Origin of the sequence: Clavibacter sp. B3I6, from assembly GCF_030816895.1 — a bacterium.
Classification (GTDB): Bacteria; Actinomycetota; Actinomycetes; order Actinomycetales; family Microbacteriaceae; genus Clavibacter.
In genome coordinates this window covers 344,591-367,299 of record NZ_JAUSYL010000001.1, presented here as the reverse complement: position 1 = coordinate 367,299, position 22,709 = coordinate 344,591, and the positions used below count along the sequence as shown (strand labels likewise).

General features: G+C 70.4%; 23 protein-coding genes. 6 read left to right on the top strand and 17 right to left on the bottom strand.

The features are described 5' to 3' along the window. Positions 1-76 precede the first annotated feature (76 nt). From QFZ62_RS01730 to QFZ62_RS01700, 7 genes are all read right to left on the bottom strand, one after another. Complete coding sequence (locus QFZ62_RS01730) at positions 77-667, bottom strand: hypothetical protein (protein ID WP_307501037.1); 591 nt, start codon at positions 665-667, stop codon at positions 77-79. 196 nt (positions 668-863) lie between these two features. Continuing rightward, positions 864-2,771, bottom strand: a complete 1,908-nt coding sequence (locus QFZ62_RS01725; protein WP_307501036.1) for an acyltransferase family protein — start codon at positions 2,769-2,771, stop codon at positions 864-866. 143 nt (positions 2,772-2,914) lie between these two features. Continuing rightward, positions 2,915-3,436: a hypothetical protein gene (locus QFZ62_RS01720; protein ID WP_307501035.1), complete on the bottom strand. Its 522-nt coding sequence runs from the start codon at positions 3,434-3,436 to the stop codon at positions 2,915-2,917. Between the two features lie 344 nt (positions 3,437-3,780). After that, positions 3,781-4,530 (bottom strand): MBL fold metallo-hydrolase, encoded by a 750-nt coding sequence (locus QFZ62_RS01715; RefSeq protein ID WP_307501034.1) that lies wholly within the window; start codon positions 4,528-4,530, stop codon positions 3,781-3,783. A 276-nt stretch (positions 4,531-4,806) separates the two neighbouring features. Next, positions 4,807-5,919 (bottom strand): sensor histidine kinase, encoded by a 1,113-nt coding sequence (locus QFZ62_RS01710; RefSeq protein WP_307501033.1) that lies wholly within the window; start codon positions 5,917-5,919, stop codon positions 4,807-4,809. Beyond that, on the bottom strand, positions 5,916-6,569 hold the full coding sequence (locus QFZ62_RS01705) for a response regulator transcription factor (RefSeq protein WP_307501032.1): 654 nt from the start codon (positions 6,567-6,569) through the stop codon (positions 5,916-5,918). Before QFZ62_RS01705 ends, QFZ62_RS01710 begins: the two co-directional genes overlap by 4 nt. 283 nt (positions 6,570-6,852) lie before the next feature. Further along, complete coding sequence (locus tag QFZ62_RS01700; RefSeq protein WP_307501031.1) at positions 6,853-7,371, bottom strand: hypothetical protein; 519 nt, start codon at positions 7,369-7,371, stop codon at positions 6,853-6,855. Between the two features lie 671 nt (positions 7,372-8,042). Between QFZ62_RS01700 and QFZ62_RS01695 the strand changes: the two genes are divergently transcribed. Next, entirely contained in the window at positions 8,043-10,589 is a 2,547-nt protein-coding gene (locus tag QFZ62_RS01695) for a glycoside hydrolase family 3 protein (RefSeq protein ID WP_307501030.1), read from the top strand. Positions 10,590-11,183: 594 nt separating this feature from the next. On the opposite strand, the gene QFZ62_RS01690 is transcribed toward QFZ62_RS01695, so the two are convergent. The 3 genes from QFZ62_RS01690 to QFZ62_RS01680 form a co-directional block, all read right to left on the bottom strand. After that, positions 11,184-11,609 (bottom strand): hypothetical protein, encoded by a 426-nt coding sequence (locus tag QFZ62_RS01690; RefSeq protein WP_307501029.1) that lies wholly within the window; start codon positions 11,607-11,609, stop codon positions 11,184-11,186. A gap of 1,125 nt (positions 11,610-12,734) precedes the next feature. Further along, a complete protein-coding gene (locus tag QFZ62_RS01685) occupies positions 12,735-13,154 on the bottom strand; it encodes a nuclear transport factor 2 family protein (protein ID WP_307501028.1) in 420 nt (139 codons plus the stop codon). Next, positions 13,151-14,161 carry an NADP-dependent oxidoreductase gene (locus QFZ62_RS01680; RefSeq protein ID WP_307501027.1) on the bottom strand — a complete coding sequence of 337 codons (1,011 nt, stop codon included), beginning with the start codon at positions 14,159-14,161 and terminating at the stop codon, positions 13,151-13,153. Before QFZ62_RS01680 ends, QFZ62_RS01685 begins: the two co-directional genes overlap by 4 nt. Before the next feature lie 102 nt (positions 14,162-14,263). On the opposite strand from QFZ62_RS01680, the gene QFZ62_RS01675 reads away from it, so the two are divergent. After that, positions 14,264-14,797 carry a TetR/AcrR family transcriptional regulator gene (locus tag QFZ62_RS01675; protein WP_307501026.1) on the top strand — a complete coding sequence of 178 codons (534 nt, stop codon included), beginning with the start codon at positions 14,264-14,266 and terminating at the stop codon, positions 14,795-14,797. 183 nt (positions 14,798-14,980) lie between these two features. After that, positions 14,981-15,589 carry a recombinase family protein gene (locus QFZ62_RS01670; RefSeq protein ID WP_307501025.1) on the top strand — a complete coding sequence of 203 codons (609 nt, stop codon included), beginning with the start codon at positions 14,981-14,983 and terminating at the stop codon, positions 15,587-15,589. A gap of 164 nt (positions 15,590-15,753) precedes the next feature. Here QFZ62_RS01670 and QFZ62_RS01665 read toward each other — a convergent pair whose 3' ends face one another. The 3 genes from QFZ62_RS01665 to QFZ62_RS01655 form a co-directional block, all read right to left on the bottom strand. Next, positions 15,754-16,272, bottom strand: a complete 519-nt coding sequence (locus QFZ62_RS01665) for an RNA polymerase sigma factor (protein ID WP_307501024.1) — start codon at positions 16,270-16,272, stop codon at positions 15,754-15,756. After that, complete coding sequence (locus QFZ62_RS01660; RefSeq protein WP_307501023.1) at positions 16,269-16,895, bottom strand: hypothetical protein; 627 nt, start codon at positions 16,893-16,895, stop codon at positions 16,269-16,271. The genes QFZ62_RS01665 and QFZ62_RS01660 overlap by 4 nt, the downstream gene beginning before the upstream one ends. 684 nt (positions 16,896-17,579) lie before the next feature. Then, positions 17,580-18,131, bottom strand: a complete 552-nt coding sequence (locus QFZ62_RS01655) for a hypothetical protein (protein WP_307501022.1) — start codon at positions 18,129-18,131, stop codon at positions 17,580-17,582. A gap of 234 nt (positions 18,132-18,365) precedes the next feature. Here QFZ62_RS01655 and QFZ62_RS01650 point away from each other — a divergent pair, with 234 nt between their 5' ends. Both QFZ62_RS01650 and QFZ62_RS01645 read left to right on the top strand, forming a co-directional pair. Beyond that, positions 18,366-18,851, top strand: a complete 486-nt coding sequence (locus QFZ62_RS01650) for an AAA family ATPase (RefSeq protein ID WP_307501021.1) — start codon at positions 18,366-18,368, stop codon at positions 18,849-18,851. A 53-nt stretch (positions 18,852-18,904) separates the two neighbouring features. After that, on the top strand, positions 18,905-19,342 hold the full coding sequence (locus QFZ62_RS01645; RefSeq protein WP_307501020.1) for a GNAT family N-acetyltransferase: 438 nt from the start codon (positions 18,905-18,907) through the stop codon (positions 19,340-19,342). Between the two features lie 96 nt (positions 19,343-19,438). On the opposite strand, the gene QFZ62_RS01640 is transcribed toward QFZ62_RS01645, so the two are convergent. Then, positions 19,439-20,260 (bottom strand): phosphotransferase, encoded by an 822-nt coding sequence (locus QFZ62_RS01640; protein WP_307501019.1) that lies wholly within the window; start codon positions 20,258-20,260, stop codon positions 19,439-19,441. 128 nt (positions 20,261-20,388) lie between these two features. Here QFZ62_RS01640 and QFZ62_RS01635 point away from each other — a divergent pair, with 128 nt between their 5' ends. After that, the gene (locus QFZ62_RS01635; protein ID WP_307501018.1) at positions 20,389-20,634 is read left to right on the top strand and encodes a hypothetical protein; all 246 of its coding nucleotides are present in this window, start codon (positions 20,389-20,391) and stop codon (positions 20,632-20,634) included. A gap of 91 nt (positions 20,635-20,725) precedes the next feature. Here QFZ62_RS01635 and QFZ62_RS01630 read toward each other — a convergent pair whose 3' ends face one another. The 3 genes from QFZ62_RS01630 to QFZ62_RS01620 all read right to left on the bottom strand — a co-directional run bounded on the left by QFZ62_RS01630 (position 20,726) and on the right by QFZ62_RS01620 (position 22,552). Then, entirely contained in the window at positions 20,726-21,481 is a 756-nt protein-coding gene (locus QFZ62_RS01630) for a MerR family transcriptional regulator (protein WP_307501017.1), read from the bottom strand. 286 nt (positions 21,482-21,767) lie between these two features. Next, on the bottom strand, positions 21,768-22,310 hold the full coding sequence (locus tag QFZ62_RS01625) for a hypothetical protein (RefSeq protein ID WP_307501016.1): 543 nt from the start codon (positions 22,308-22,310) through the stop codon (positions 21,768-21,770). Next, complete coding sequence (locus QFZ62_RS01620; protein WP_307501015.1) at positions 22,307-22,552, bottom strand: hypothetical protein; 246 nt, start codon at positions 22,550-22,552, stop codon at positions 22,307-22,309. Before QFZ62_RS01620 ends, QFZ62_RS01625 begins: the two co-directional genes overlap by 4 nt. Positions 22,553-22,709: the final 157 nt, after the last annotated feature.

The window sequence follows — 22,709 nt, the reverse complement described above, 5'->3', positions numbered from 1 at the left end:
CGGGAGTCGCATGGCGCGCTCAGAGGCGCGACGCGGCGTCCGGGCGCGGCGGAGCGCTCCGGGCGAGGAGGTCGGGTCAGGCGGTGGCCGGCGGCCCGCGATGCGGGGAGGCGGCGACGCACACGCCGAGGTCGCGGATCTCCATCCGGACCACGCGGGCGATCCGGTGACGCAGCTCGACGCGAGGAGCGATCACGAGCGCGACGGCGCGGAACGCGATCGCCACGCTCGTGCGTGCGAGGGCGAGGAGGTCCCAGAAGGCCCGCTCGCCGAACCGGAGCGCGACGATCGTGACGACGGCGGCGAGAGCGTGCGCCACCCACATGGAGGAGCCCGCGTGCATCTCCGCCATGCCCGACAGCTCGGGCGCGGCAGGGCCGGTGGTCGTCAGGTGACCGCCATGGCCGTGGTGTCCTCCGACGACCTGCATGGTCGTCGACGTCGGGGTCCCGACGGAGAAGAGCAGGTGCATCACGGCCTGGCTGCAGGCCACCGCCACCGACAGGCGGACGGCGGAGACGGTCCGTCCCGCGAGCAGGACGCACGTGGGGACGGCGAGCGCCGCGGCGAGGACCAGCCCGACGGCGCCGGGTGCGTGGCCGCCACCGGCCAGGTGGGACAGCGTGGCGACCAGGATCGCGAAGGCGGCCGTGACGGTGCCGCGCACTACGCGCGCCCCACGTCCGGCCATGCCCAGCGTCCCTGATTCCATCATCTGTAGAACAGCGTAGGCGCTCGCGGCGGCCGCGCGGGAGAGGAACCCTCAGGGGCCCTCGGGAGACGGCCCTCGCTCCTCGCAGCGCTCGCGCCGGCGACGGTGCTCCGCTCCCCGTGACGGAGCTCGCGTCGTCCCGGCCCGTCGATCATCGGAAGGAGTCGATCGCCCGGCCGATCGCCGACGCGTACAGGTCGGCAGCGCGACGCCCTGGGTGGATGCCGTCCCGCGCCAGGAGGCCGGGATGCGCCATGGCCTCCGCCCGCCATCCGGCCACACGGACGTTCGGGCGATCTCGCGCGGCGTCGTGCACCATCTCGTTGACGCTCGACGTCCAGGACATCGGACCCGCCACGTCCACGAGGACGACCTCCCGGGTCCCGGCGGCGTCGATCGCCTCGGCGAGGTCGCTGCTGGTGCCGACGCCGTTCGTGCCCAGCGCGATGATCACCACCCTCGCCGCAGGCCGGTCCGCGAGGAGGCGGCGGATCAACGCCGCAGCGTGGGGGAGCTGGCGGCTCACGGCCGCGTCGATGGCGATGCCGGGGAACGCCTGCTGGAGGGCTGCGCCGGACGCGAGCATGACCGAGTCGCCGACCGCGACCACGGACGCGCCGTCCACTCCGCCCGACGGCAGGTCCGGCTGCGCGGTGGGGGCCTCGGTCGCAGGAGCGTCCGCCTGCGGCGTCACGACGGGTGAGGGTCGTGGTGCGAGCTGCACGCCGCCACCCGGTCCGGGCGTCGTCGGGGTCGTCGTGCCGCCGTGGCCGCGGGGACCGAGTCCCGCGCTGCCCTCCTCGACGAGTCGTTGCGCCTCGGTCCGACCGGGATCGGCATGGACCGCGGCGGCGGTCGACGCCCCCAGGCCGATCACCAGGACGACCGCGAGCATGGCGACAGCGGGGCGCTGCAGCGTCAGCCGGAACCCCCGACGCATCACGGGGAGCTCCACCCACCTGTAGCTCGCTGCCGCGGCGACGACGGACACCACGATCGCGGCCAGCGTGCCTGTGGCTGCCTGCCACGCGTCGCCCCCACGGACGGCGCTCGCGGCGAGGACGACCATGGGCAGATGCCAGAGGTAGAGCCCGTACGAGCGTCGGCCGACCCACCCGAGGGGACCCTCGTCGACGTGCGCCAGGAGGCGCCCACCCGACCGCACGCAGACCAGCACCATGGTCGAGCCGAGGGCGGCGCCGAGGACGGTCACCGCGGCACGCGCGGACGGCTCGGCGGCGACGGGCGACACGACCAGCCAGCCGAAGCCCACCAGCGAGATGCACCCCGTGACCACCCAGGCGCACCGGGCGCGAGCCGCTCCCGCCGCCGGCAGGATCTGCCGCTGCCGCTGCCGCAGCGATGCGGCGAGGGCCGCGCCTGCCAGCAACCCGAACGCGTGGGAGGGGGTGGCGAGGTAGGCGGCGTCCGGCATCCCCATCGACGAGAGGACGAGGGGGACCGCTGCGGCGAGCGCCCCCGCCGCCCAGAGGCATCCGGCCCGTACCGTCCGTCCGGCCAGCACGAGGAGCACCAGCACCAGAGGCCAGACCACGTAGAACTGCTCCTCGATCGCGAGGGACCAGAAGTTGTCGAAGAGGCCCGAGCCGGCATGGTGGAAGTAGTCGACGCCTCCGAGCAGCATCTGCCAGTTCGTCACGAAGAGCGCCATGCCCAGCAGCTGGGCGGGCAAGCCCACCAGCACGTCGCCGCCGAGGACGACGGCGCACGACGTGGCGACCAGCACCAGGACCATCGCGGCCGGGATGAGCCGCCGGGCACGCCGGGCTGCGAACATGCCGAGCCGGACCGTGCCGGAAGCCTCGTGCTCCCGCAGCATCAGATCGGTGATGAGGAAGCCGCTGATGACGAAGAACACGTCGACACCTGCGTAGCCGCCGGGCACTGCCGTCGGGGCGACGTGGAAGAGGATCACGGCGGTCAGCGCGACCGCGCGCAGGGCGTCGAGGCCGGGGTGTCGGGTCGGCTCCCGCCGCGGTCCGACGACCGGGGTCGGGGTCGTGGTGTCCGCGAGAGGGCGGGCGGATCGATGTGACATGGGACCCTTCGTCTCCTGTGCGTGATGCGTGCGCCGACGGCCACGTGTCGTGCGCGTGCGTCGACCGACGTCGTCGTGCCGGCGCGAAGCGAGGGAGATCGCACCGGGGTGGAGCCCCTCGGTTCGCGACACCTCCCTTGCGGTCAGCGGAGGGGAACGGCCCTGGCGCATCGCACCGACGCGAAGAGCGAGCCGACGTCCTCCGGCTCGACCACGTGGTACTCGGCGCCGCGTCGACCCGAGGGATCCGTGGAGGTCGCAGCACCGGGGGATCCGGCGAGCATCGACCACGTGCCGGCGCCGCCGACGTGCACCCGCTCCGCCGCTGCGGTGTCGCCTGCAGCTCCGCGCGTGCCGGACGACGGGTCCTCCGTCACCTCGTCGGCGTCGACGACGGTGTGATCGGGTGCGCCGGGACCACCGGACGCGGTCCGTCCGGTCGCGCCGGTGCAGCGCCGGGTGACCTCGACGGGCACAGGAGCGACGCCGTCGGCCGAGCCGGTGAGGTGCGTCGGCGCGGGCAGCACCGTCGGAGGCTCCGCCGCAACGGCATGGACGTGCACGCGGTCAGCGGCCTGCGCGGCGCTCGCCGCGATGAAGCCGATCGAGAGGGCGCTGGTGAGGGCGAGCGCCGTTGCGGCTACCGCTCGGGTGACGGTGTGCATGGATCCTCCAGGATCGGGTGCTGCTGTGACCGTCCCCCTGGGCGGTCGGGATGCGCCAGCTCGGGCATGGCGGGGCTCGACCAGTCTCGGAGAGGAGCCTCACGTCACGCGTCCCTCGCGAGGCGCCGGAGTGATCGCCGATCGGCTGGGCCCGTCAGCCGACCGGCGGTGGCTGTCCGGAGGTGCAGGCGTGCGCGCGGCATCATGCCCGACCGGCGCACCCCGATGCTCGCGTCCCTGCCCGGCCCTCGATCGCCTCGGGATGCGCGACGGGCATCCCCTAGCGGTATGGACACCTCCCGGGGAACGGGGCGGACCGGCCTTCGTGCGTCGAGACCTCGGGGTCAGGCGTGCGGGGACGCCATCACGGGCCCGTGTCCGGGGACGTAGCGGACCGGGCGGGGCCACGCCGCCAGCCGTTCGAACGTCGACCGGGTGGTGTCCTCATCCGCGTTGAACATGTCGTGGAGCATCTGGGGGCCGGCTTCCCTCGACGTCGCGTGACCGGTGATGAGCGCGTCCCCCGTGATCAGGACGCCGGCGCGCTCGACGGAGAAGGAGGTGTGCCCCGTGGTGTGTCCCGCGGTCGCGAGGGATGCCGGCCGACCGGGGACGTCGACGACGGCATCGACACGGAACTCCCGGACATCCGGGAACCCGACCTCCTCGAGGCCGCCGTGCCGCACCGCGGCGAGCAGCCACCCGAGCACACGCGGGTCGTGCGCGTGGCGCAGTGCCTGGCCGAGCGTCACCTGCTGGACGTACTCGCGGCGGACGTGGCCCGTCTCGAGGGGCGAGCAGAGGACGCGGGGCGTGTTGGGCATCGCGGCGAGGACGCGCCCGAGGCCGCCGATGTGATCGGCGTGACCGTGCGTGATGAGGACGGCCTCGAGGTCGCGTGCGCCCGTGCGCCTGCGGACCTCCGCCAGGCTGGCGAGGACCGCGTCGCCGTCCCGCGGGTACCCGGTGTCCACGAGCGTCATGGCCGACCCCTCCGAGAGGATGGTCCAGTTGACGTGCGTCCCCTGGACGAGGAACACGTCCGACTCGACCTCGACGATCGTGGGGGTGCGTGCGCTGCGGGTCCCGTGCATGGACTGGTCTCCATCTGGTCGTCGACGTGGCCACGGGTGACGTGGGGCCGTGCGGAAGGCGGGTCGGCGCCGATCCGAGCGACGGCGACGCACCTGCACGGTAGGGGACGTCGACGTCCCCGTGTCCGCTGGACTGACAGCCCTGTCGTCCGCTCGCCTCCGGATGAGCCCAGGCGCTTCGGATCTCCGTGCCGCGCGTCCGCCGGATGTCGCGGGTCCGTGTTCGTCGCCGCGATGCGGGGGAGCCGACGATCCGCCGCGCTCAGGCGACCTGGATCAGACCGGGAGACGGAGCCGGAGGTCGTGCGAGCCGTCGGGGCGGGTGCCGCTCGTGAGCGTGCCGCCGAGGAGCTGCGCCCGCTCACGCATGCCGGTGAGTCCGTAGCCGCCGCTCGGGAGGTCGAGGAGCGGCTCGGTCGCGACGCCGGCGTGGATGTCGACGACGACCTCATCCGCCTCGTGCCACCCGGTCACGGTGACCGCGCCGCCGGTCGAGTGCTTGCGGGCGTTGGTGAGGCCCTCCTGCACGGTCCGGTACACGGCGCGTTGCGCGGCGGGGCTGAGGCCGACGGGCAGATCCAGGGAGCACGTGACGTCCATGCCGCTGGATGCGATGAGCGCCGGGAGGTCGTCGACGGTCGGCTGCGGCGCGGTGACGCGGTCGGTGCCTCCCGTGCTGCGCAGCACGCCGACCATCGACCGGAGCTCGTCCAGGGTGACCGTGCTGAGCCCTCGGATCACGCGTGCGACGGCCTTCGCCTTCGGGTCCTCGGAGGCGACCTGCAGCGCGCCGGCCTGCACGGCGATGAGGCTGACCTGATGCGACACCACGTCGTGCATCTCCCGTGCCAGCACGGCGCGCTCCCGCGCCAGCGCCATCTCCGCCGCCTGGCTCTGCCCGAGGGCCTGCGCCGCGTGCAGCTCCTCCAACTGCATCGCGACGATGCGACGCTCACGCAGGATGTCCCCGAGCATCGTCGGCATGGCCGTGAACGGGGAGACGTACATGACCAGCTGGAGGAAGGTCTCGATCGTCACGGATCCGCCGACGGCGCCGAAGGCCACGCCCACCCCGAGACTCGCGGCGTACGCGTGCCATCGCCTCCGACGGACGAGGCCGATCTGGAGCTGCGCGATCATGACGGGCACCAGCGCCACCCCGATCATGAAGGCGGGGATCGTCAGGACGAGGCACACCCACGGGAGGCGCCGACGCAGGAACAGCCCGAGGCACGCCGTCGCGGCGGCGAGCACGGTCGGCGCATCCGGACCGAGCAGCAGCAACGGGACGGAGAAGGATGCCGCGGCAGCGACGATCGCGACGTCGACCGCGTTCGGGTGCTTCCGGACAGCGTGCGCGAGCGCGTCCCGCGTGCGCGGGAGGCTCACGGGCGCGGCACCAGCCCCGCGCGAGCGGCGACGATCGCCGCCTCCACACGGGAACCCACGCCGAGAGCGGAGATGACCGAGCTGACGGTCTCCTTCACGGTTCCCAGCCTCAACCCGCACTCCGCGCCGATCTCCGCGTTGGAGAGGCCGCGGGCGAGCGCCCCCAGCACGGCGGCTTCGCGCTCCGTGAGATCCGCGACCGATGCGGCCTGAGCCGAGTCGTCGGGGGAGCGGAACAGCCTCCCGGGCCGCAGCCCCGGCGCGAGGACCAGCCCGCCGGCGGCGAGCGTGAGCACATGCCGCACGAGCTGCTCCGGATCCGTGTCCTTCAGCAGGAAGCCGGACGCGCCCCGGTGCAGCGCCTCGAGGACGGTCTCATCCGGGCCGAACGTCGTGAGCATGGCGACCGCGGGCGGAGCGGGCTCGGCCATCAGGTCCCGCAGGATCGTCAGACCGTCGGGATCGGGCATCCGGATGTCGAGGAGCACCACGTCGGGCGCGTGCTCACGGATGGTGTCGATCGCGGTCCCGCTCGAGACGGCTGCCGACACGGTGATGCGGGGGGATGAGTCGAGCACGAGCGAGATGCCGGAGCGCACGAGCGACTCGTCGTCGACGACGACGACGCGGATGACCGGATCGGCGTCCATGGGCCTGCCTCTCGAATGGGCTGTGCGGGGTACGGGTGCTCGTGTCGGGAGGGCACGCTGGCGCTGAGGCTAGCGGGTGCGGGTGGGGGTGGACCCGGCGGGTGGCACATCCCCCCGGGAGAGGACAGCGCCATTCGCACGAGAGCGCCCTCCGTCGCGCCTTCCTCCCGCGATCGAGGGGACCTGCTCGCCGATCGACGGAGCAGTGGCAGCGTCCCGTCGGGACCGCTCGAGGGCCGGCAGGCACGTCATCCGCCGGGACGAGCTCCCACGCCCGCCGGGGTCAGGAGAGCGGGCCGGCCTTGACCAGCGCGATGCCGATCCCCCCGAGGGCGAGCGCGATGCCGGCGACGAAGGTCCGCAGGGACGGACGCTCCCCACGGAGCCGGGAGACCACGGGGCCCAGGAGGGCGAGGCGGATCACGAGGTACGCGATGGCGACGACCTCGGCGACCAGGCCGGGCATGCTCGTGAACGACGCGTACGCGAGGACGGCGGCGGGGATGAGGCTCGAGGTCAGCACGGGCATCGAGTCGCGGAGCTCGGCTCGGATGGCGGCGGCGGTCAGTCGGTGATCGCTCCTCGCCCGACGGCCGATGGACTCGGCGAACGTGTGCGCGAGGAAGGTCGAGAACGCGGTCGCGAGCAGGTACAGCAGGCCCTGACCGCTCTCGGCGGCGTCGACGGTCATGGGGGCGATCGTGGCGAGGGCGACGATGTTGCCGTACACGTAGGCCGTGATGCGGCTGGCCGCGTCCTCGCGCGACAAGCGCGCTCGTCTGGCGGGTGTCGACTCGGGCATGGCGCTCACCCTAGGCGAACGGTGCGGGGGATCGGATCGACATCGGATCCGGGGGAGCGGACGGTCGTGGCGACCGGGTCCTGCACGTGACGATCCACCGGGTCCCCTATCCGCAGAACGACACGCAGGACGTGCTCCTCCGCTCCATTCCGGCTTCCCGGGGAGGGGACCCGCTCCCCGGTTGCATCGTGGCATTGGTATTACCTATGCTCGCCCTGCGCATTCACCCGACGCGCTCACGCGGTCTCTCCACCGTGATGTCATCTCCGCACTCCCGCCTCGCCGTCGAGATCCTCTCTCCGCATCGCGCTGTCCGAGTCGTACGACCCCACGTGGAGTCCGACCACGGCCTCGAGCGGATGCTCCCCTCGGGCGCAGGAGAGGTGGACGACGGTCTCGAGCGGATTGCTCCACCCGAACGGAACCCTGTGTCGAACACCCCCCGACCCCGGAAGCGGCGCGCTGCAGCCGCCCTATCCGGAGTCCTCGCCCTCTCCGTCGTGCTCGGAGGCGGCATCTCCGCCTCTGCCGCGCCGAAGCCCGATTCCCCGTCCACGCCGAAGTCCGACTCCCGCTCGCACGGTCGCGCCGCCAATGCCGAGGCAGCCCGGAAGGCCATCGCGAACGGCTCCGGCAAGGCCACGAAGGTCGCTCCCGTCGCCGGTCCGTGGATGGACACGAAGCTGTCCTCCGACCAGCGCGCCGACCGGCTCCTCGCGCAGATGACCCTCGAGGAGAAGGTCACCCGCCTGCACGGCGAGTTCAGCGGCGAGACCGCCTTCTACATCGCGCCGCTTCCCCGACTCGGCATCCCGGCGCTGCTCCTCACCGACGCCGGAGCCGGGGTCCGGGTCACGAACCCCACGACCAACGGCGGCGAGGCGACCGCGCTCCCGGCCCCCATCGCCCTCGGCGCGACGTGGGACACCGACCTCGCCACCGCCTACGGCGACGTGCTGGGCACCGAGACCCGCGCGACCGGCCAGAACGGACTGCTCGGCCCGACCGGCGACCTCGTGCGCGATGCGCGCTGGGGACGCCAGTTCGAGTCGCTCGGCGAGGATCCGCGACTCGTCTCCGCGCTGCTCGCCGCCCAGGTCGAGGCCGTGCAGTCCCACGACGTGGTGGCCACGGTGAAGCATCCGGCGGCCTACACCGAGGAGACCAGCCGTCTCGCCGGCGGCAACGTCGACGTCACCGAGCGCGCTCTCCGCGAGGTCTACCTCGCTCCCATCGAGGCGGCCATCGACGCCGGCGTCGGCTCGGCCATGTGCTCCTTCAACAAGGTCAACGACGTCTACGCGTGCGAGAGCGCCGAGGTCTTCGACATCCTCAAGAAGGACTACGGCTTCGCCGGCTTCATCCAGACGGACTACGCCGCCGCGCACAGCACGGACACGGCCGCGAACGCCGGCCTCGACGTCGAGTTCCCCGCCGGGAACTACTTCGGCCAGGCCCTCATCGACTCCGTCACGGCGGGGCGCGTGAGCACGGCCACCATCGACGACAAGGTGCACCGCGTCCTCCGCACCATGTTCGAGTTCGGGTCGTTCGACACCCCCATCGCGATCACCGCCCTCCCCGAGGCGGCGGACGGCGCCGTCGCCCGCAAGGTCGCCGAAGCCGGCACGGTGCTGCTGAAGAACGGCACGCCCGCCGGAGCGAAGACCCCGGTCCTCCCGCTGTCCTCGTCGATCAGGTCCCTCGCGGTGATCGGTGCCGACGCGGATGCCCTGGCCACGGGTGGCGGAAGCTCGGTCGTCAAGCCGACGTACTCCGTGACGCCCCTGGACGCTCTGACGGCTCGTGCCGGCACGGGCGTGAAGGTGACGTACGCGGAGGGGACCGACCCGGTCGGCCCCGCGCACACCCTCAGCGGCGCTGCCGTGCCCTCCTCGGTGCTCGCTCCCCTCGGGCAGCCCACCGCGACGGGCCTGACCGCCGAGTACTGGTTCAACTCCGACCGCTCCGGCGCTCCCGCCGTCACGCGCAACGAGGACCAGATCGCCCTCAGCGGCGGGTTCCTCGCGCTGAGCGGCCTGTACGGATCCTCCGTCCCGAAGGTGCCCGGCTACGAGTTCGGCGGACCGCTGTCCGCCCGCTGGACGGGCACCATCACCGCTCCGGCCACGGGTCGGTACGCCCTGTCGCTGACCGGCTTCGGCAGCGCGAGGCTCTTCCTCGACGGCAAGCAGGTCGTCGACGCATCGGACCCGCACGTGGTGCGCACCGACACGGGAGCCGCTCTGGAGCTGCGCGCCGGCGAGGCGCACGACCTCCGCGTCGAGTACGTGAACAACGCGTACGACCCCGACCAGGAGAGCGCCGCCGACCTGGTCATGACCTGGACGCACCCGGACGGCATCGTCACCCCCGCCGTCGCCCAGGCCGTGGCTGCGGCCAAGGCCTCGGAGGTCGCCGTCGTCGTCGCTCGCGACTACGTCGGCGAGGGTCGGGACAAGTCGACCCTGACGCTGGCCAACGAGCAGGACGCTCTCATCGGCGCCGTCGTGAAGGCCAACCCCCGCACCGTCGTCGTGCTCACCACGAGCGGCTCGGTGAACACCCCGTGGGCGGCTCAGGTCCCCGCGGTCGTCGAGGCGTGGTACGGCGGGCAGGAGCAGGGCAACGCCATCGCCTCCGTGCTCTTCGGGGACGTGAACCCCTCCGGCAAGCTGCCGGTGACCTTCGCCACGAGCGACAGCGCCACCCCGACCTCGGACGTCGCGTCGTTCCCGGGCATCGATCGCACGGCGACCATCTCGGACGGCGTGAACATCGGGTACCGCGCGTACAAGGCCGAGGGCATCGCTCCGCAGTTCGCCTTCGGTCACGGGCTCAGCTACACGACGTTCGGCTACTCCGGGTTCAAGGCGACCACCTCCGGCAAGCCGGTGAAGAACGGCGGCACGGCCGACGTGTCCGTGACGGTCGACCTGAGGAACACCGGCGCCCGCGCGGGAACCGAGACGGTGCAGGTCTACGTGGGAGCGCTGCCGACCTCGGTCCAGACGCCTCCGCAGCAGCTCGCCGGCTTCGCGAAGGTCGACCTCGCCAAGGGAGCGTCCACCAAGGTCAAGGTCGCGCTCGACTCCCGCGCCTTCTCCTACTGGGACAGCGCCGCCGACCGCTGGGTCACGCCGACCGGGACCGTCCCGGTGTACGTCGGCACGTCCTCGGGCGACATCCGTCAGCAGGGGACCGTCACGATCCGATAGTCCGCTCGGCAATCCGACAGGCCCGCACCCCACCAGGGTGCGGGCCTGTCCCGTCTTCCGTGGACCACGCGCATCCCGAGGACCACGCGCGTGCCGCGGGCGGGAGCGACGCGCGATCGCGGCGCGGGGGAGTCCTCGCGGGTCAGGTCACCGAGCTGGTCGGCGCGGTTCTGCCGGCGTGTGCTGCCAGGTGGACGACGTGCAGCGCGCCGTCCCTCCTGCCGCGTCAGCCCGGCTTCGCGAGCTGCAGCGGCACGAGCATCCCGACCGCGCCGTCAGGCGGGACCTCGACGACAGCCCAGACTGGGGACGAGCGCGCGTTCCACTCGTCATCAGGAAGGTCGCGGTGAATCGAGCGGGCCTGGGTGCTCGCGCTGGATCAGCGACGTGGGGCTGGAGTTCGTGCAGCACTCGCCGCACGAGATGTCCGCCCGGCGCTCTCGCGCGCTGTGCCCATGCGTGACGCGGAGTCGGAGCAGACCGCGCCTCATGGCATCTGCTCCGCCACGGACGCGGTGAGCAGCCGATGCGTGTCGCTCTTGTCGGAGGTGTTCGACGACCGTGCATGCCACAGCTCGGCACCCCTTCGCGGTGCTAGTGGATCACCTGTGGCCGACGATCGAAGTACACGGCATGACGAGGGTGATGCGCGAGGACGACCCAGCCGGACGTGGATGCGTACCCGGTTCCCGGCCGGCAATCATCGGTGGCCATGCTCGTCACCTCGATGGCAGCCCCATCCGAGATGACGGTCGTGAACCTCGACCCGTAGGAGACCTGCCCATATCCGCCGGCACCTCCGTCGACGAGCCGCCTGCATTCGCGTGTTCCATCGCGGAGATCGATCAGCACTGCACGGACCTGAGGTCGGTTCGGTACGACTTCGGTCTGGATCGTCGTCACGTGGGGCTTGACCGCTGCGATCGCGGCGGTGGAGTCGACGACTGAGGTGCCGCCGAGGAGAAGGAGGAACAGTGCTGCCGCCACGGGGCGGAGGCCGGTGTGCTTTCGCGTGGACATGAAGCTCCTGGGATGTCGTGCGGGATGGTCGTGCCGGTGTGGCTCGCCAAGCATCGCCGCGCAGCAGGGATGATGTCCGCGACCGCCCGCACCCGTCTCGAGATGCGCGCCAGTGGAATGCGTCACGACCTCGGCCACTGGTGGTGGTGACTGGGTCCGGCGACCGCGCCACGCGATCGCATCGGAGCGCGAGGCCCATCGCCGCGATCCCGGGAGACACTCGACCCCGACCCGCAGGGACAGCGACGGCGGGGTCCGCATAGGGGAAGCTCCTGGTACCGATAGATCCTCTGCCGGCTGCTGGGACAGGTGAGACGTCGCACGCCTCGCGCGGCATCGAGCCGGAGGGCGACATCCGTCTCCGCCATCGAGCGGGAGCGCGACGGCGGATGCGCACGCCTGTCGTGCGGAGCAAGGGCGCGGATCAGCCGCTCCGGCGGTGAGCCGAGGAGGAGGCGCGACGGCGGGTGTGCCAGCCGCCCACGATCAAGCGGCGAGCCAGATGGTGGTGAGGCGAGCGCTGCATGACATCAGGACCCACCCCGTCATCCACCTCGACGGAATCACTGTGCGAACGATTGTCGGAACCGCGCTGGGCGTGGGTACGACCGTCACATGCTCGCAGCTCTACCTCGCTCCGGTTGCCTGTGCGGCGGTGGGAGGCCTGCTCGGCGGCGTCTTCGCGGTCGTCGCCTCCTCCAAGTGCGGTCAACAGGGAATTCACATCCCCATTCCGGACTACCGGCATGACTGGTGTGGATGCGGAGGACCACCGTCGTCCGCGGCTGCTCGCGAAGCTCGCGAAGTGAGGCGTACGAACGCGTGATGGCCGAAAGGGCACGCGACCGACATCCCGTGAATGCCGCCGTGTGGTCGCGGCCCCGGCGGCCCTGCGCGGCGTGTAGTCGGTCCGACGCACCTTGGTTCGGGGGGGGGTGACAGGTCACGACGGTCCACGCCGCGGTCATGGCCCGTGTGGGGTCTCGCAGCCCTTGTGTTGCAAGACGTCTCGTGTCGATGGGGGAGCGGGCCGGCCGCTTGACGCTTGCTGGCGGGTGGGTGCTGGTCAGTAGTCCTTGACCTCGACGGGAGCGCGAGGAGCTTCCTCCTAGCGCTCCCGTGCGGTCAGCGGGGGAGGGGTGGATTGTCGAAGGAGATGAGGAGCATCTCGATGCTCCATGTCCCCTCGGTCTCCCTCAGCGTGAAGGTGGCCGTGCCTGTCGCCGCGATGACCGGCGTTGCGTCATGGGCGGCGATCAGGGTCAGGTAGGCGGTCGCCCGACTCGTCCCATTCAACGTGTCCGAGACGACGATGTTCGTCAGTACGTGACGCTGCTGGACCGGTGGGCCGTCCGGGGCAGTGGAAGCCAAGGCGATGATGGCGTCTCGCCCGCGGAGTGGGCCCATGACGACGTGGGACCCGACCGCGAACGTCCATTCGGCGTCCTCATGATGCAGTGCTGCGAGGGCGTCGTGGTCGTGCGCGTCGAGCGCCCAGCCGTATCGCGCGATGACCTGCTGGATCTCGTGGGTCGCGGTGCTCATGCGACGGTGAGGACGATCTTGCCCTGGAGGTGGCCTTCGGCGGCCCGCTCGTGCGCGAGCTGCGCGTCGGCCAGCGGGTAGGTGCTGTCGATCGCGACTCGCACGATCCCCGAGTCGAGGAGCTCTGCGAGCTCGGCGAGCTGCGCCCCGTTCGCGCGCACCTGCGTGCTGGACACGTAGACGTCCTCCGCCGCGGCCCGTTGAGGGTCTACCGGCCCGAAGAAGACCGGGAAGAGCGCGCCGCCGCGCGTGACGTTCGCGAGGAACCGGCCCGTGTCGGCTCCGCCGACGCTGTCGAGGACGAGGTCGAACACCTCGCCCGAGTGCTCGGGGGAGGTGACGGTGTAGTCGAGGACCTCGTCCGCCCCGATCTGCTCGAGGAAGGATCGATGTGCTCCTGAGGCGACCGCGAGGACGTGAGCGCCCTTCCACTTGGCCAGCTGGACGGCGATGTGCCCCACTCCGCCGGCGGCGCCGTTGACCATCACCCGCGTCCCCTCGTGCAGAGGGACCGGGTGATGCAGCTCCGCCTGGAACGGCGGCACCGTGTCGTGGCCGCGCTCGATGAGGAACTGCCAGGCCGTCAGCCCGGCCATGGGCGCTGCAGCCGCGTGGATGTGGTCGATGCTCGCGGGTTTGCGCGCCAGATCGGTCGCCGGCGCCGCGACGAACTCCGCGTAGGCGTTGGCGAGGCCGTCGGGGAATCGGATCAGGCCGAAGACCTCGTCGCCGGGCGCGAGATGCGTGACATCGGGCGCGACCGCTTCGACTACGCCTGAGATGTCCGAGCCCAGGATCAGGGGATAGGTGAACACGGGCCGCCACTCCTCGGGCACGTTCGTCATGCCCTCCCGCACGTACCAGTCCGGCGGGTTGAGCCCGATGGCGTGCACCCGGACGAGGACTTCGCCCGCCCGTGGCTCCGGCCGCCTCACCTGCTCGTATCGCAGGACCTCCGGCCCGCCTGCGCTGTGGATCTGGACTGCGTGCATCATCGACTCGGTCATGGTGCTCTCCTGGTGGTCGTCTACACTGGCCGAAACGGACCAGTGCTCCGAATATATGGATCACTGATCCAGATAGCAAATGAGGTGAGCTGATGCGAGCGGATGCGCGCAAGAACTACGACGCCCTGCTGGAGGCGGCCCGCCGCGGTCTTCGCCGACCAGGGCGCCGATGCCTCGCTCCGCGTGATCGCTCGCCGAGCCGACGTGGGGCTGGCGACGCTGCTCCGGAACTTCCCGACCCGAGATGCCCTGCTCGAGGTGCTGCTGCACAACGGCTTCCAGGAGCTGGCCGAGCAAGGCCGTGCGCTGATGGCGGCCGAGGACCCCCGCGCCGCGCTCCTCACCTGGTTGCGGGAGTTCATCAGATGCGCAGACGTCTACCGCGGTGCCGTCGAGGTCATGGCGTCGGCGATCGAGGACCAGGATTCAGCGCTGCATGCGGCGTGCGTCGAGATGCGGACGTCGGGCGCCCAGCTGCTCGCGCGCGCGCAGCACGCCGGCGTCGCCCGGGCTGACCTGGATGGCGCGGACCTGTTCCTCCTCGCCGCGGGTTTCGCGTGGACGGGCAGTCAGGCATCCACGCCTGCTCGCCGCGAGCACGTCCTCGATGTGCAGCTCGCGTCGCTCGTGCTGTGATCGTCGGCCGGGATCGTGGATACGCCGTCACCCGCGTCTCCTGTCCCATGGGTTGCGAGACGTCTCATGATCCGAGCTCGGGGCGCTGCTACTTCCTGGCGGGGGAGTGTCGCGCAACCATGTACCTCAAGTAGGTGCTCGACTAGCTGTGTTCATCGTTGGTTGTGAGACAGGTTGGTCGTCGTGGGCAAGCTCATCGGGTACGCACGGGTGTCAACACGTCAGCAGGACACGGACCGACAGTCGACGGACCTCCTCGCGGCCGGCGTTCGGCGCGACGACCTCTATGTCGACCACGGTGTCTCCGGTGCTCGCGCGTCCCGACCCGCCTTCGATGAAGCGCTGCGCGCGCTGCACGACGACGACACCCTCGTCATCACCACGCTTGACCGGCTCGGCCGGTCGACGCAGAACATGCTCGCCCTCGCGGAGGACCTGCGGGGGAGAGGGGCGTCCCTTCGAGTACTGAACCTCGGCGGGGGAGACGTGGACACCGCAACCCCGATGGGATCGATGGTGTTCACCGTGATGGCGGCTCTCGCGCAGATGGAGCTCGAGATCAAGCGGGAGCGGGTCACCGACTCGGTGTCGAAGCGGCGGGCGGCGGGCAAGGACCTGGGCGGCCGGCGCCAGGCCTTCACCGACAGTCAGGTCAAGAACGCGGCCCGACTGATCGATGCCGGAGAGCCGGCCGCCCAGGTCGCGCGCGACATGGGCATGTCGAGGGCGACGCTATACCGCCGACTTCGGGATATTCAGAGAGCCGAGGCAGCGGCCGCGATCACCAGCTGAGAGGGCACGGAGGGTGTCTCGCTCAGCCCCCCTTCACCGGACTCTTCACCGGACTGGTCTATTGAGACACCGGGTTGTGGCGGGGGTGCATTCGAGAGGGAGCCGCCGACTCCGTCCGGTGAGCGGTCCCCTATCGGACGGGCTTGCGCGCTGGGTCTGTGTCGTCACTTCGGCTGTTCGGGTTCGAGTGCCTGTCGTAGGGCGTTCTTCGCGCGCGCATGTCGGCTGCGTGCCGTTGACTCGTTGAGTCCGAGCAGCTCGGCCGATTCTCGGACGGAGAAGCCGTCCCAGTGGATCAGTCGGACGAGCTCGGCGTCATCCGGCTCGAGGGTGTCAAGGGCGGCACGGATCTCGAGTGCTTGGTCGGTGTCTGGGCCGGCTGTGGGGGTCGCGGTCGTCATCTCGTTGCGGACCCGGTCTGCGAGGCTCCATCGGCGCCGTTCGCTGCGCTGTGCGTTTGCTAGCGTGTTGCGGGCGATGCCGAAGAGCCACATCCGTGCACCCTCTGACTGTTCCGGCATCGAGGATCGGCGTCGCCAGGCGGTCAGGGCGACGTCCGCGAGGAGATCCGCCGCGTCGTCGTCACCGGCTCGCCGTGCGAGGAACGCGAGCAGGTCGCGGGACGCGTCCTCGAGAGCGGCGGTGATGCGGGAGGTCTCGATGGACGGGATGCGCCGGCTCATCGACTCTCCCCGCAGTGGGTTTCCCCGTCAATGGTGGTGAGGGCTTCGTGCTCGAAGCCCTCACGTTCGAGCGCTGCGAAGAGGAGCTCGTTCATGGCGGTGCCGAGGACCGACTGGTATTCCATGTCCGCATCCCAGTACTTGGTGCCGAAGCCTCCCGGCTCGTCCGGGCCACCGGGGATCACCTGTGTGTAGGTCGTCGTGGCGCGGGCGCGCTCGATCTCCTCGTCCATGTCCAAGCGGGGGAGGTTGCCGCCGGTAGCGATCCGTTCGGCCGCGGCCACAGCGTCCGGGTCGCCGGCGAAGTTTCCCCACCGGTACTCGCACCACTCTCCGCTTGGCAGCTCGTACTCCATGGAGCCGTGCGCCTCCTCGACCGCCCAGGGCTGCCACTCGACCGGAAGGATCCGCGCTGCTGCACTTCCCACGCCGACGAGCGACAGCACAACCAGGGTCCCGATGGCGGCTCCGCGCACCCCGTGACCACGCCGTGTCCGGCGGGCATCCTCATCTGGTAAGCCAGCGATCATCGCGCGGAGAGCGTCCTCGCTGACGCTGCCCGCTCGGGTGACAGGCGCCGCCTTGCGCAACGCCTGCTCAAACGGGTCATCCGACTCCGACATGCTGGCCCCCTCTGTCTCGTGGCTTCACGACCTACATGTCCGGCACGCGCCGAGCCGTCCACAAGGAGAGCGCGATGTCACGATCCTGCTTCACCTTGATCGTCGAACTGTGCCGCCATGCGCCCCTGCGCCGATTGCGGTGCCGCGTCCGGGTAGGGATCCCCTATCGGACGCGTTAGATGCGAGTGTCAGCACCCTCGGCCGAGTCGTATGTCAGGTCCGCACTACTCTCGGGGCATGAGACGTGAGCAGCCCGACGCTGAACTACCCTTCGGGTTCTTCCTCATCGGCGGCGCGCTCTTGCTTCTCGGATCGCCTTTCATGCTGTTCTCTCGGTTCCCGCCGTCTTCGTCGACGGAGCCTTGGCAGCTTGCCGCTCTACTTTTCGCCATCGGGGCGCTGTTGGTCGGCCTGGGCTTGGACCTGCGTCACCGGAACGGGCCGCCCTTCTAGTTCCGAGGGAGACAAGGGCGCCTTGGCTGCGGGCTGCGTGCTGCGTGTCCGCCAACCGATCCCCTACTGGACGCCTCTTGCGTCGAGCCCCGACGGTGGTGGTTGCACAGTACGGCCAGATGCTGGCCCACCCGTCCGGTCTGATCGGTGTTCTCCGGCGCCAAGCTCATTACGTCGCGGGCTCTGGGGCCGGCGATGCTCCGGGCGGCGCGGCGCGGCTGACGGGTCGCGTCAGCCGCCGTCGGTGGCCGCGCGCTCGGCCGCGGCCAGCTCGCGGCGTACCGCGTCCTCGTACGCGCCGCGTTCGAAGGTGATCTCCACGTTCGGCATTGCGGCTTCGGGGCGCCAGGGCTCGAGGTCCTCGGGCCGGGCCCGCCCGAGGAGGCGGCGGAGCCTGCTCCCGATGCCAGAGGGCAAAGCCTCCGTCATGCCGGGCGGGAACTCAAATCTGACGTCCGTCCAGAGCACGCGCTCGTTTGTCATCTCAATACGGGCGCCGACGTAGCCGCACCAGGGATCCCCGCAGGCGCTACAGCAGAGGATTGCGACGCGGTCGGGGGCCATGTCCTCGACGAGGGACGGGCCCTCGCCTATGAGCGAGCGTAGGTACCCCGGCCGGTCCCATGAGGGCGGGCTCTGGATCCCGGTCGGCGCGAGCTCGTCCCCTGGGCCGAGGACGGCCTCCTCGACGCCGACCCCGTCGAGCGTCACGTCACGGAGGACGTCACCCTCCCGATCTGGGCCGTCGACGGTGGCGAAGCCGAGGCGGGTCAGGGCGGTCACGGCATCATCGTGCCAGCACGGACGGGCGTCGTGTGGGGCCGCGGCCGTGGATTGGCCTGTGACGCCGTCCAGTAGTGCGGCGGGAGGAGCGGTGGATTCGTTGGACGCGGGCGTCCTCGCCGACACGTGATGAGTCGTGGCACGCATACGTGTCCGGCCAGGGATTCCCTGCCGGGCGCTAAATCAGATACCGCGCCGGCCGTTCCGGGCTCCAGGGGTAGATAGCGTGACTTCATGGCGCAACTCTTGATCACCGGTATGTCCGGAGCGGGCAAGACGACCCTGCTCCTTGAGCTCGCACGCCGTGGCCACCTCACGGTTGACACTGACTACGGCGGGTGGGCCGACCACGACGGCGGGCCGTGGAACGTCGCGAGAATGACCGACCTGCTGGCATCTCGCCGTGACGTGGTGGTTGCCGGCACCGTCGAAAATCAGGTCGAGTTCTACGACCGCTTCGACTACGTGATCCTCTTGAGCGCACCACTTGACGTGCTGTTCGACCGAGTCACGCATCGGACGAACAACCCGTACGGGAACTCGCCGGAGGAACGCGACGCGATCCGGCGCGACACTGCAGAGGTGGAACCCCTGCTGCGCCGCGGAGCTCACCTGGAACTCGACGGGCGACGCCCCGTGAGTGAACTCGCTGATGCCATCGAGTCGCTGAGCGCCGCCGCTCCGGAGAAGAAAGGCATTCCGCAGCGCGGGGTCCGCTAGAGCATCCCTTGTCGAGACGTACTCGTGTGGCATGGCGGCGCTAGGTTCTGGGCATGCCCTCTTCCCCCGTGCTGCGCGATCTGGAGCGAGGTGACCCGCAGTGGGCGACTGCGCTCCCTGTTCTTCGCGAACTCCGTCCGCATCTCACCGACGAGCTGCTCGACCACGTTCTCAGGGACGGGGCGTCGCAGGGCCTCCGCTTCACGGCGCTGTTCGAGGACGATCGCTGCGTCGCGGTCGCGGGTTGGCGAGTCGTGGTCAACACGAGCGCCATCCGGAAGCTCTACATCGATGACCTCGCCACGGACGCGGCCGCGCGTTCCCGTGGCCACGGCGCGGCGCTCCTGGACGCTCTTGCGGCTCGCGGGCGGGAGCTGGGCTGCCGGTCGATCGAGCTCGACTCCGGCGTGCAACGCCACGACGCCCACCGGTTCTACCTCCGAGAGCGGATGGACATCACGGCTCACCACTTCGCACGAGCGCTCAGCTGACGCCACGAAGGCAGAAGGCCGACAGTCGGTGTGACGATGGCCGCTCGTGGGGTGGCCTGCGCGGAACAGGTGCGTCCGGCTGGGCATGCATGCGGTTCAGCCGCGAACCGCGGCCGTGAGGGCGTCATTGTTTTCCGCCAGCCACGCCTGACGGCGGAGGATCACGTCGCCTATGCCGTCATCCCACATCCGTCGCCAGCCACCGCCCAGCGTGTCCGCGCGGTGCTTCATGGCGTGCCATGAGAGGTCCGCGATCTCCCGGGAGACGGGGACGAGTCGGCGCCGCCCGTCGTCGTCCAACCCGTACGCGTCGACCAAGAGCGCGCCGCGCGCGAAGGGATCGACGCCGTTGACTGCCTCCTGCCGATCGTCCTCGTGCATCCAAGGCCCCCACCACAGCAGGAGGTTCGCCACCTCCTCCACGCGTGCAGATGGGCGGGCGAGGTCGAAGTCGATGAGCGCGGCCGCCTCCTCGTCGTGGAACACGACGTTCTCCGGTGTGATGTCCCGGTGTCCGAGGAGGGTGGCGGGACCTGCGGAGGGCAGGGCTGGGGGATCGGACGCGGTGACGGCCCACGCGGGCAGCCCCACCTGCTCTGCGGCGTCGTCGTAGCGCCGCAGCAGACGAGCCACGCTTGCAGCGCGGCGGTCGTCGCCCACCCATGCGGGCCAGGGGCGGCCGGCGACCTCGCCGGTGACGAAGGTCAGGACCTGGCGTCCGTCGCCGTCGGTGCCCAGGTACCGCGGTGCGTGGTCGAAGCCTCGACGCTCGAGCTCCTGCAGGAGCTGATGCACTCGGGCTGATGACGTGCTGACCGGTCGCCGCACCGTCGAGCCCTTCCGTACCAGCCCCTCCGTCACGTCGCCGCCGACGAGGGGGATCTCGGGATCTTCGGGCAGCGGCTCCACGTACGTCATCCGCCCACGATGGCACGCGGTCGCGGACGACCACATCGTGTCCGGGTAGGGATCCCCTACCAGATGATCACGGATGATTGGTCTGGCGGCCGACTCGCGGGGTGTGTTCCGTCCGTAGCGTCGAAATCATGGTGATGATGCGAAGGACCCTCTGGCTCGTGCTTGGTGCTGTTCTGGCGCTCGTCGGTGCGGCCGTGACGGTGCTGTACTTCTTCCAGCCGTGGCGGACGTGCCCCTACGAAGACACCGCTGCCGGGTGTGCGATGCTCGACGGCGATGCAACGGTGATGATGATCGCCATGGCCGTCATGCTCCTCGGCGTCAGCCTCTTCCTCGCCGGCGTCCTGCAGAGGTGGAGAAGCCGTATCCAGTAAGCGATCCGCTGCTGAGGCGACCTCACGGGTTGCCCGGGGCAACCTAGGAAGGGGAAGGGCAGCGCGTGCATGCTGCCCTTCCCTGGTGCCGCTAGGACAAGCGGGTAGCGGCGTAGTGGGCGTAGGCGTCACGGAGGAACACCGGCAGGGCCGGTGTCACCTTCGAGAGGACGGCCGCTGATTCCGGCTGGCTCGCCAACTGCTCACCCACCTGCGTGAACGCTGCCGCGTCCGGAGTCCACATCGCTGTCATCGCGTGATGCATCTCGGCGACGACTGCCTGTGTGCGCGAATCGTCGGCCGCTGCTCCCTCGTCCACGAGCGTGCCCATCTGCCGGAGCCGGGCTTCGTGCGCGTCCTGCGCCGTGCGGGCGTCCTCGGCCGACATGCCGTCGACGGCGGTGCGCGATGCATCCGCCTGCTCAGCCCAGTGGCGCTGAGCGTCCGCCTCGATGGCGGTGGTGTCGAACCCGTCGAACAGGTTCCGTGCGTCCTCTGCGGTCATGATCTCTTCCTCCTTGGTTGCGAAGGAGCGGAGGGCGTAGTCGACGGAGCCGACCAGGTCGGCCAGGCGCTGTTGCTCCAGCCGCAGCATCTCGCGCTGCTGGAGGAGCGCCGTCTGCGGGTCGAGCTCCCCGGCGAGGATCCGCCGGATCTGCTCGAGCGGCACATCCAACTGCCGGTAGACGAGCACGCGTTGCAGGCGCAGGACCTCGTCACCGCCGTACTCGCGCATCCCTGATGCCGTCGTCCCGGCCGGCGCCACGAGACCGATCTCGTCGTAGAACCGCAGCGTCCGGACCGTCAGGCCCGTCACCTTGGCCAGCTCCGAGATGGTCATCCGCATGAGCGCCCTCCACTCCGACTGCCTGGACCATCCAAGCAGTCGCTCATGACGCTATGAACTGCCGTAACGGCAGCCGCAACACCCCCATTTCTGGTCCGGTCCGGTCCAGGTGGCGGGACGCGCGCTAGTAGGGCTGCGGCTACGCGTGCATGCGGCACCGCTGCTGCAAGGTCGGCGTGCTCGGCGGCCGTGGCCAAGTCCGGGAGGGGTCCCGCATCAGACACCGTCCTCGTCCGGGGGAGCGGCGCCCTATCCCACACCCTGTCGTCATCTGGTCTGGCCCACGTCAGGCAGTCTGGGTTCTCCGGATGCGGATATAGAAGCAGTCCGGGAAGCGCGTGGTTGCGGCTTGCCAGCCGTCCTTCGTCGAGGGCATGGGCTTCGGAGAGAGCACGGAGACCCGGCGGATCTCCCACACCTGATCGTCGCGCTCGAGCTCATGCTCGCCGTGCGCGGAGCGGACCGGCCGCCAACCCTGCCCGCCGGCTTCGGCCAGGTGATGCATCTCCTCGGCACGGGAGACGGGTCCGAGCATGCGGGTGTTGACGCCCAATCCGTCCTGGATCAAGTAGTGCGGGTCGAACCGCTGCTGCACGGCCTGGCGCGAGATGCCGAGGAGCCCACCGATCCTCGACCAGCTGATGCCCGCCTCGTGTGCTGCCCGCACGGCCTGCCCCTGCAGCTCCGTCGAGACGCGCGAGAGGTCGTCGAACGCGGTGATGGACGCCATCAGCTGCTCGGATGCAGAGAAAGAACCGGTAGAGGTGGCGTGCTGGGCGGCGAGGCGGGACAGATCGACGGACAGCTGGGGGTCGGACGCTGCCGTCATCGGGTGGGTGACTCATCGCCCGGCCGCCATGTGTTCGCTCGAGGTCCTCCGCGCGACTGGCGGATGAGAGTGAGGACAAACCAGATGATGCCCACGATCCCCAGGATCAGGCCGGCGACGCTGACGATCAGGCCGGGCAACCCGACTCCGATGAAGAGCCCGTAGAAGGTGAGGGCGATCCCGACGAGGACGAAGGCGAGGAGGAGGCGGCGGAGCGAGCGGATCTTCGCTGATGCGTTCATGAAGGCAAGGCTACCTTGCACGGCGCACCGGGCGTCAAGAAGCCAAAGAGGCCGATCACGACTTCGGGGTATTCGACGCGAGGTGGCGTCCGAACACGGAATCAGTACCGGACACTCATCGCGATCATGGCGTCCCCAGCAAGAGGACGCGCTAAGT

Bases quoted from the DNA above. Each gene is read 5' to 3' on its own strand.
- QFZ62_RS01725 (WP_307501036.1), bottom strand. From the start codon at position 2,771: ATGTCACATCGATCCGCCCGCCCTCTCGCGGACACCACGACCCCGACC.
- QFZ62_RS01720 (WP_307501035.1), bottom strand. From the start codon at position 3,436: ATGCACACCGTCACCCGAGCGGTAGCCGCAACGGCGCTCGCCCTCACC.
- QFZ62_RS01715 (WP_307501034.1), bottom strand. From the start codon at position 4,530: ATGCACGGGACCCGCAGCGCACGCACCCCCACGATCGTCGAGGTCGAG.
- QFZ62_RS01705 (WP_307501032.1), bottom strand. From the start codon at position 6,569: ATGGACGCCGATCCGGTCATCCGCGTCGTCGTCGTCGACGACGAGTCG.
- QFZ62_RS01700 (WP_307501031.1), bottom strand. From the start codon at position 7,371: ATGCCCGAGTCGACACCCGCCAGACGAGCGCGCTTGTCGCGCGAGGAC.
- QFZ62_RS01695 (WP_307501030.1), top strand. From the start codon at position 8,043: ATGGACACGAAGCTGTCCTCCGACCAGCGCGCCGACCGGCTCCTCGCG.
- QFZ62_RS01690 (WP_307501029.1), bottom strand. From the start codon at position 11,609: ATGTCCACGCGAAAGCACACCGGCCTCCGCCCCGTGGCGGCAGCACTG.
- QFZ62_RS01685 (WP_307501028.1), bottom strand. From the start codon at position 13,154: ATGAGCACCGCGACCCACGAGATCCAGCAGGTCATCGCGCGATACGGC.
- QFZ62_RS01680 (WP_307501027.1), bottom strand. From the start codon at position 14,161: ATGACCGAGTCGATGATGCACGCAGTCCAGATCCACAGCGCAGGCGGG.
- QFZ62_RS01675 (WP_307501026.1), top strand. From the start codon at position 14,264: ATGCGCGCAAGAACTACGACGCCCTGCTGGAGGCGGCCCGCCGCGGTC.
- QFZ62_RS01665 (WP_307501024.1), bottom strand. From the start codon at position 16,272: ATGAGCCGGCGCATCCCGTCCATCGAGACCTCCCGCATCACCGCCGCT.
- QFZ62_RS01660 (WP_307501023.1), bottom strand. From the start codon at position 16,895: ATGTCGGAGTCGGATGACCCGTTTGAGCAGGCGTTGCGCAAGGCGGCG.
- QFZ62_RS01650 (WP_307501021.1), top strand. From the start codon at position 18,366: ATGGCGCAACTCTTGATCACCGGTATGTCCGGAGCGGGCAAGACGACC.
- QFZ62_RS01645 (WP_307501020.1), top strand. From the start codon at position 18,905: ATGCCCTCTTCCCCCGTGCTGCGCGATCTGGAGCGAGGTGACCCGCAG.
- QFZ62_RS01640 (WP_307501019.1), bottom strand. From the start codon at position 20,260: ATGACGTACGTGGAGCCGCTGCCCGAAGATCCCGAGATCCCCCTCGTC.
- QFZ62_RS01635 (WP_307501018.1), top strand. From the start codon at position 20,389: ATGGTGATGATGCGAAGGACCCTCTGGCTCGTGCTTGGTGCTGTTCTG.
- QFZ62_RS01630 (WP_307501017.1), bottom strand. From the start codon at position 21,481: ATGCGGATGACCATCTCGGAGCTGGCCAAGGTGACGGGCCTGACGGTC.
- QFZ62_RS01625 (WP_307501016.1), bottom strand. From the start codon at position 22,310: ATGACGGCAGCGTCCGACCCCCAGCTGTCCGTCGATCTGTCCCGCCTC.
- QFZ62_RS01620 (WP_307501015.1), bottom strand. From the start codon at position 22,552: ATGAACGCATCAGCGAAGATCCGCTCGCTCCGCCGCCTCCTCCTCGCC.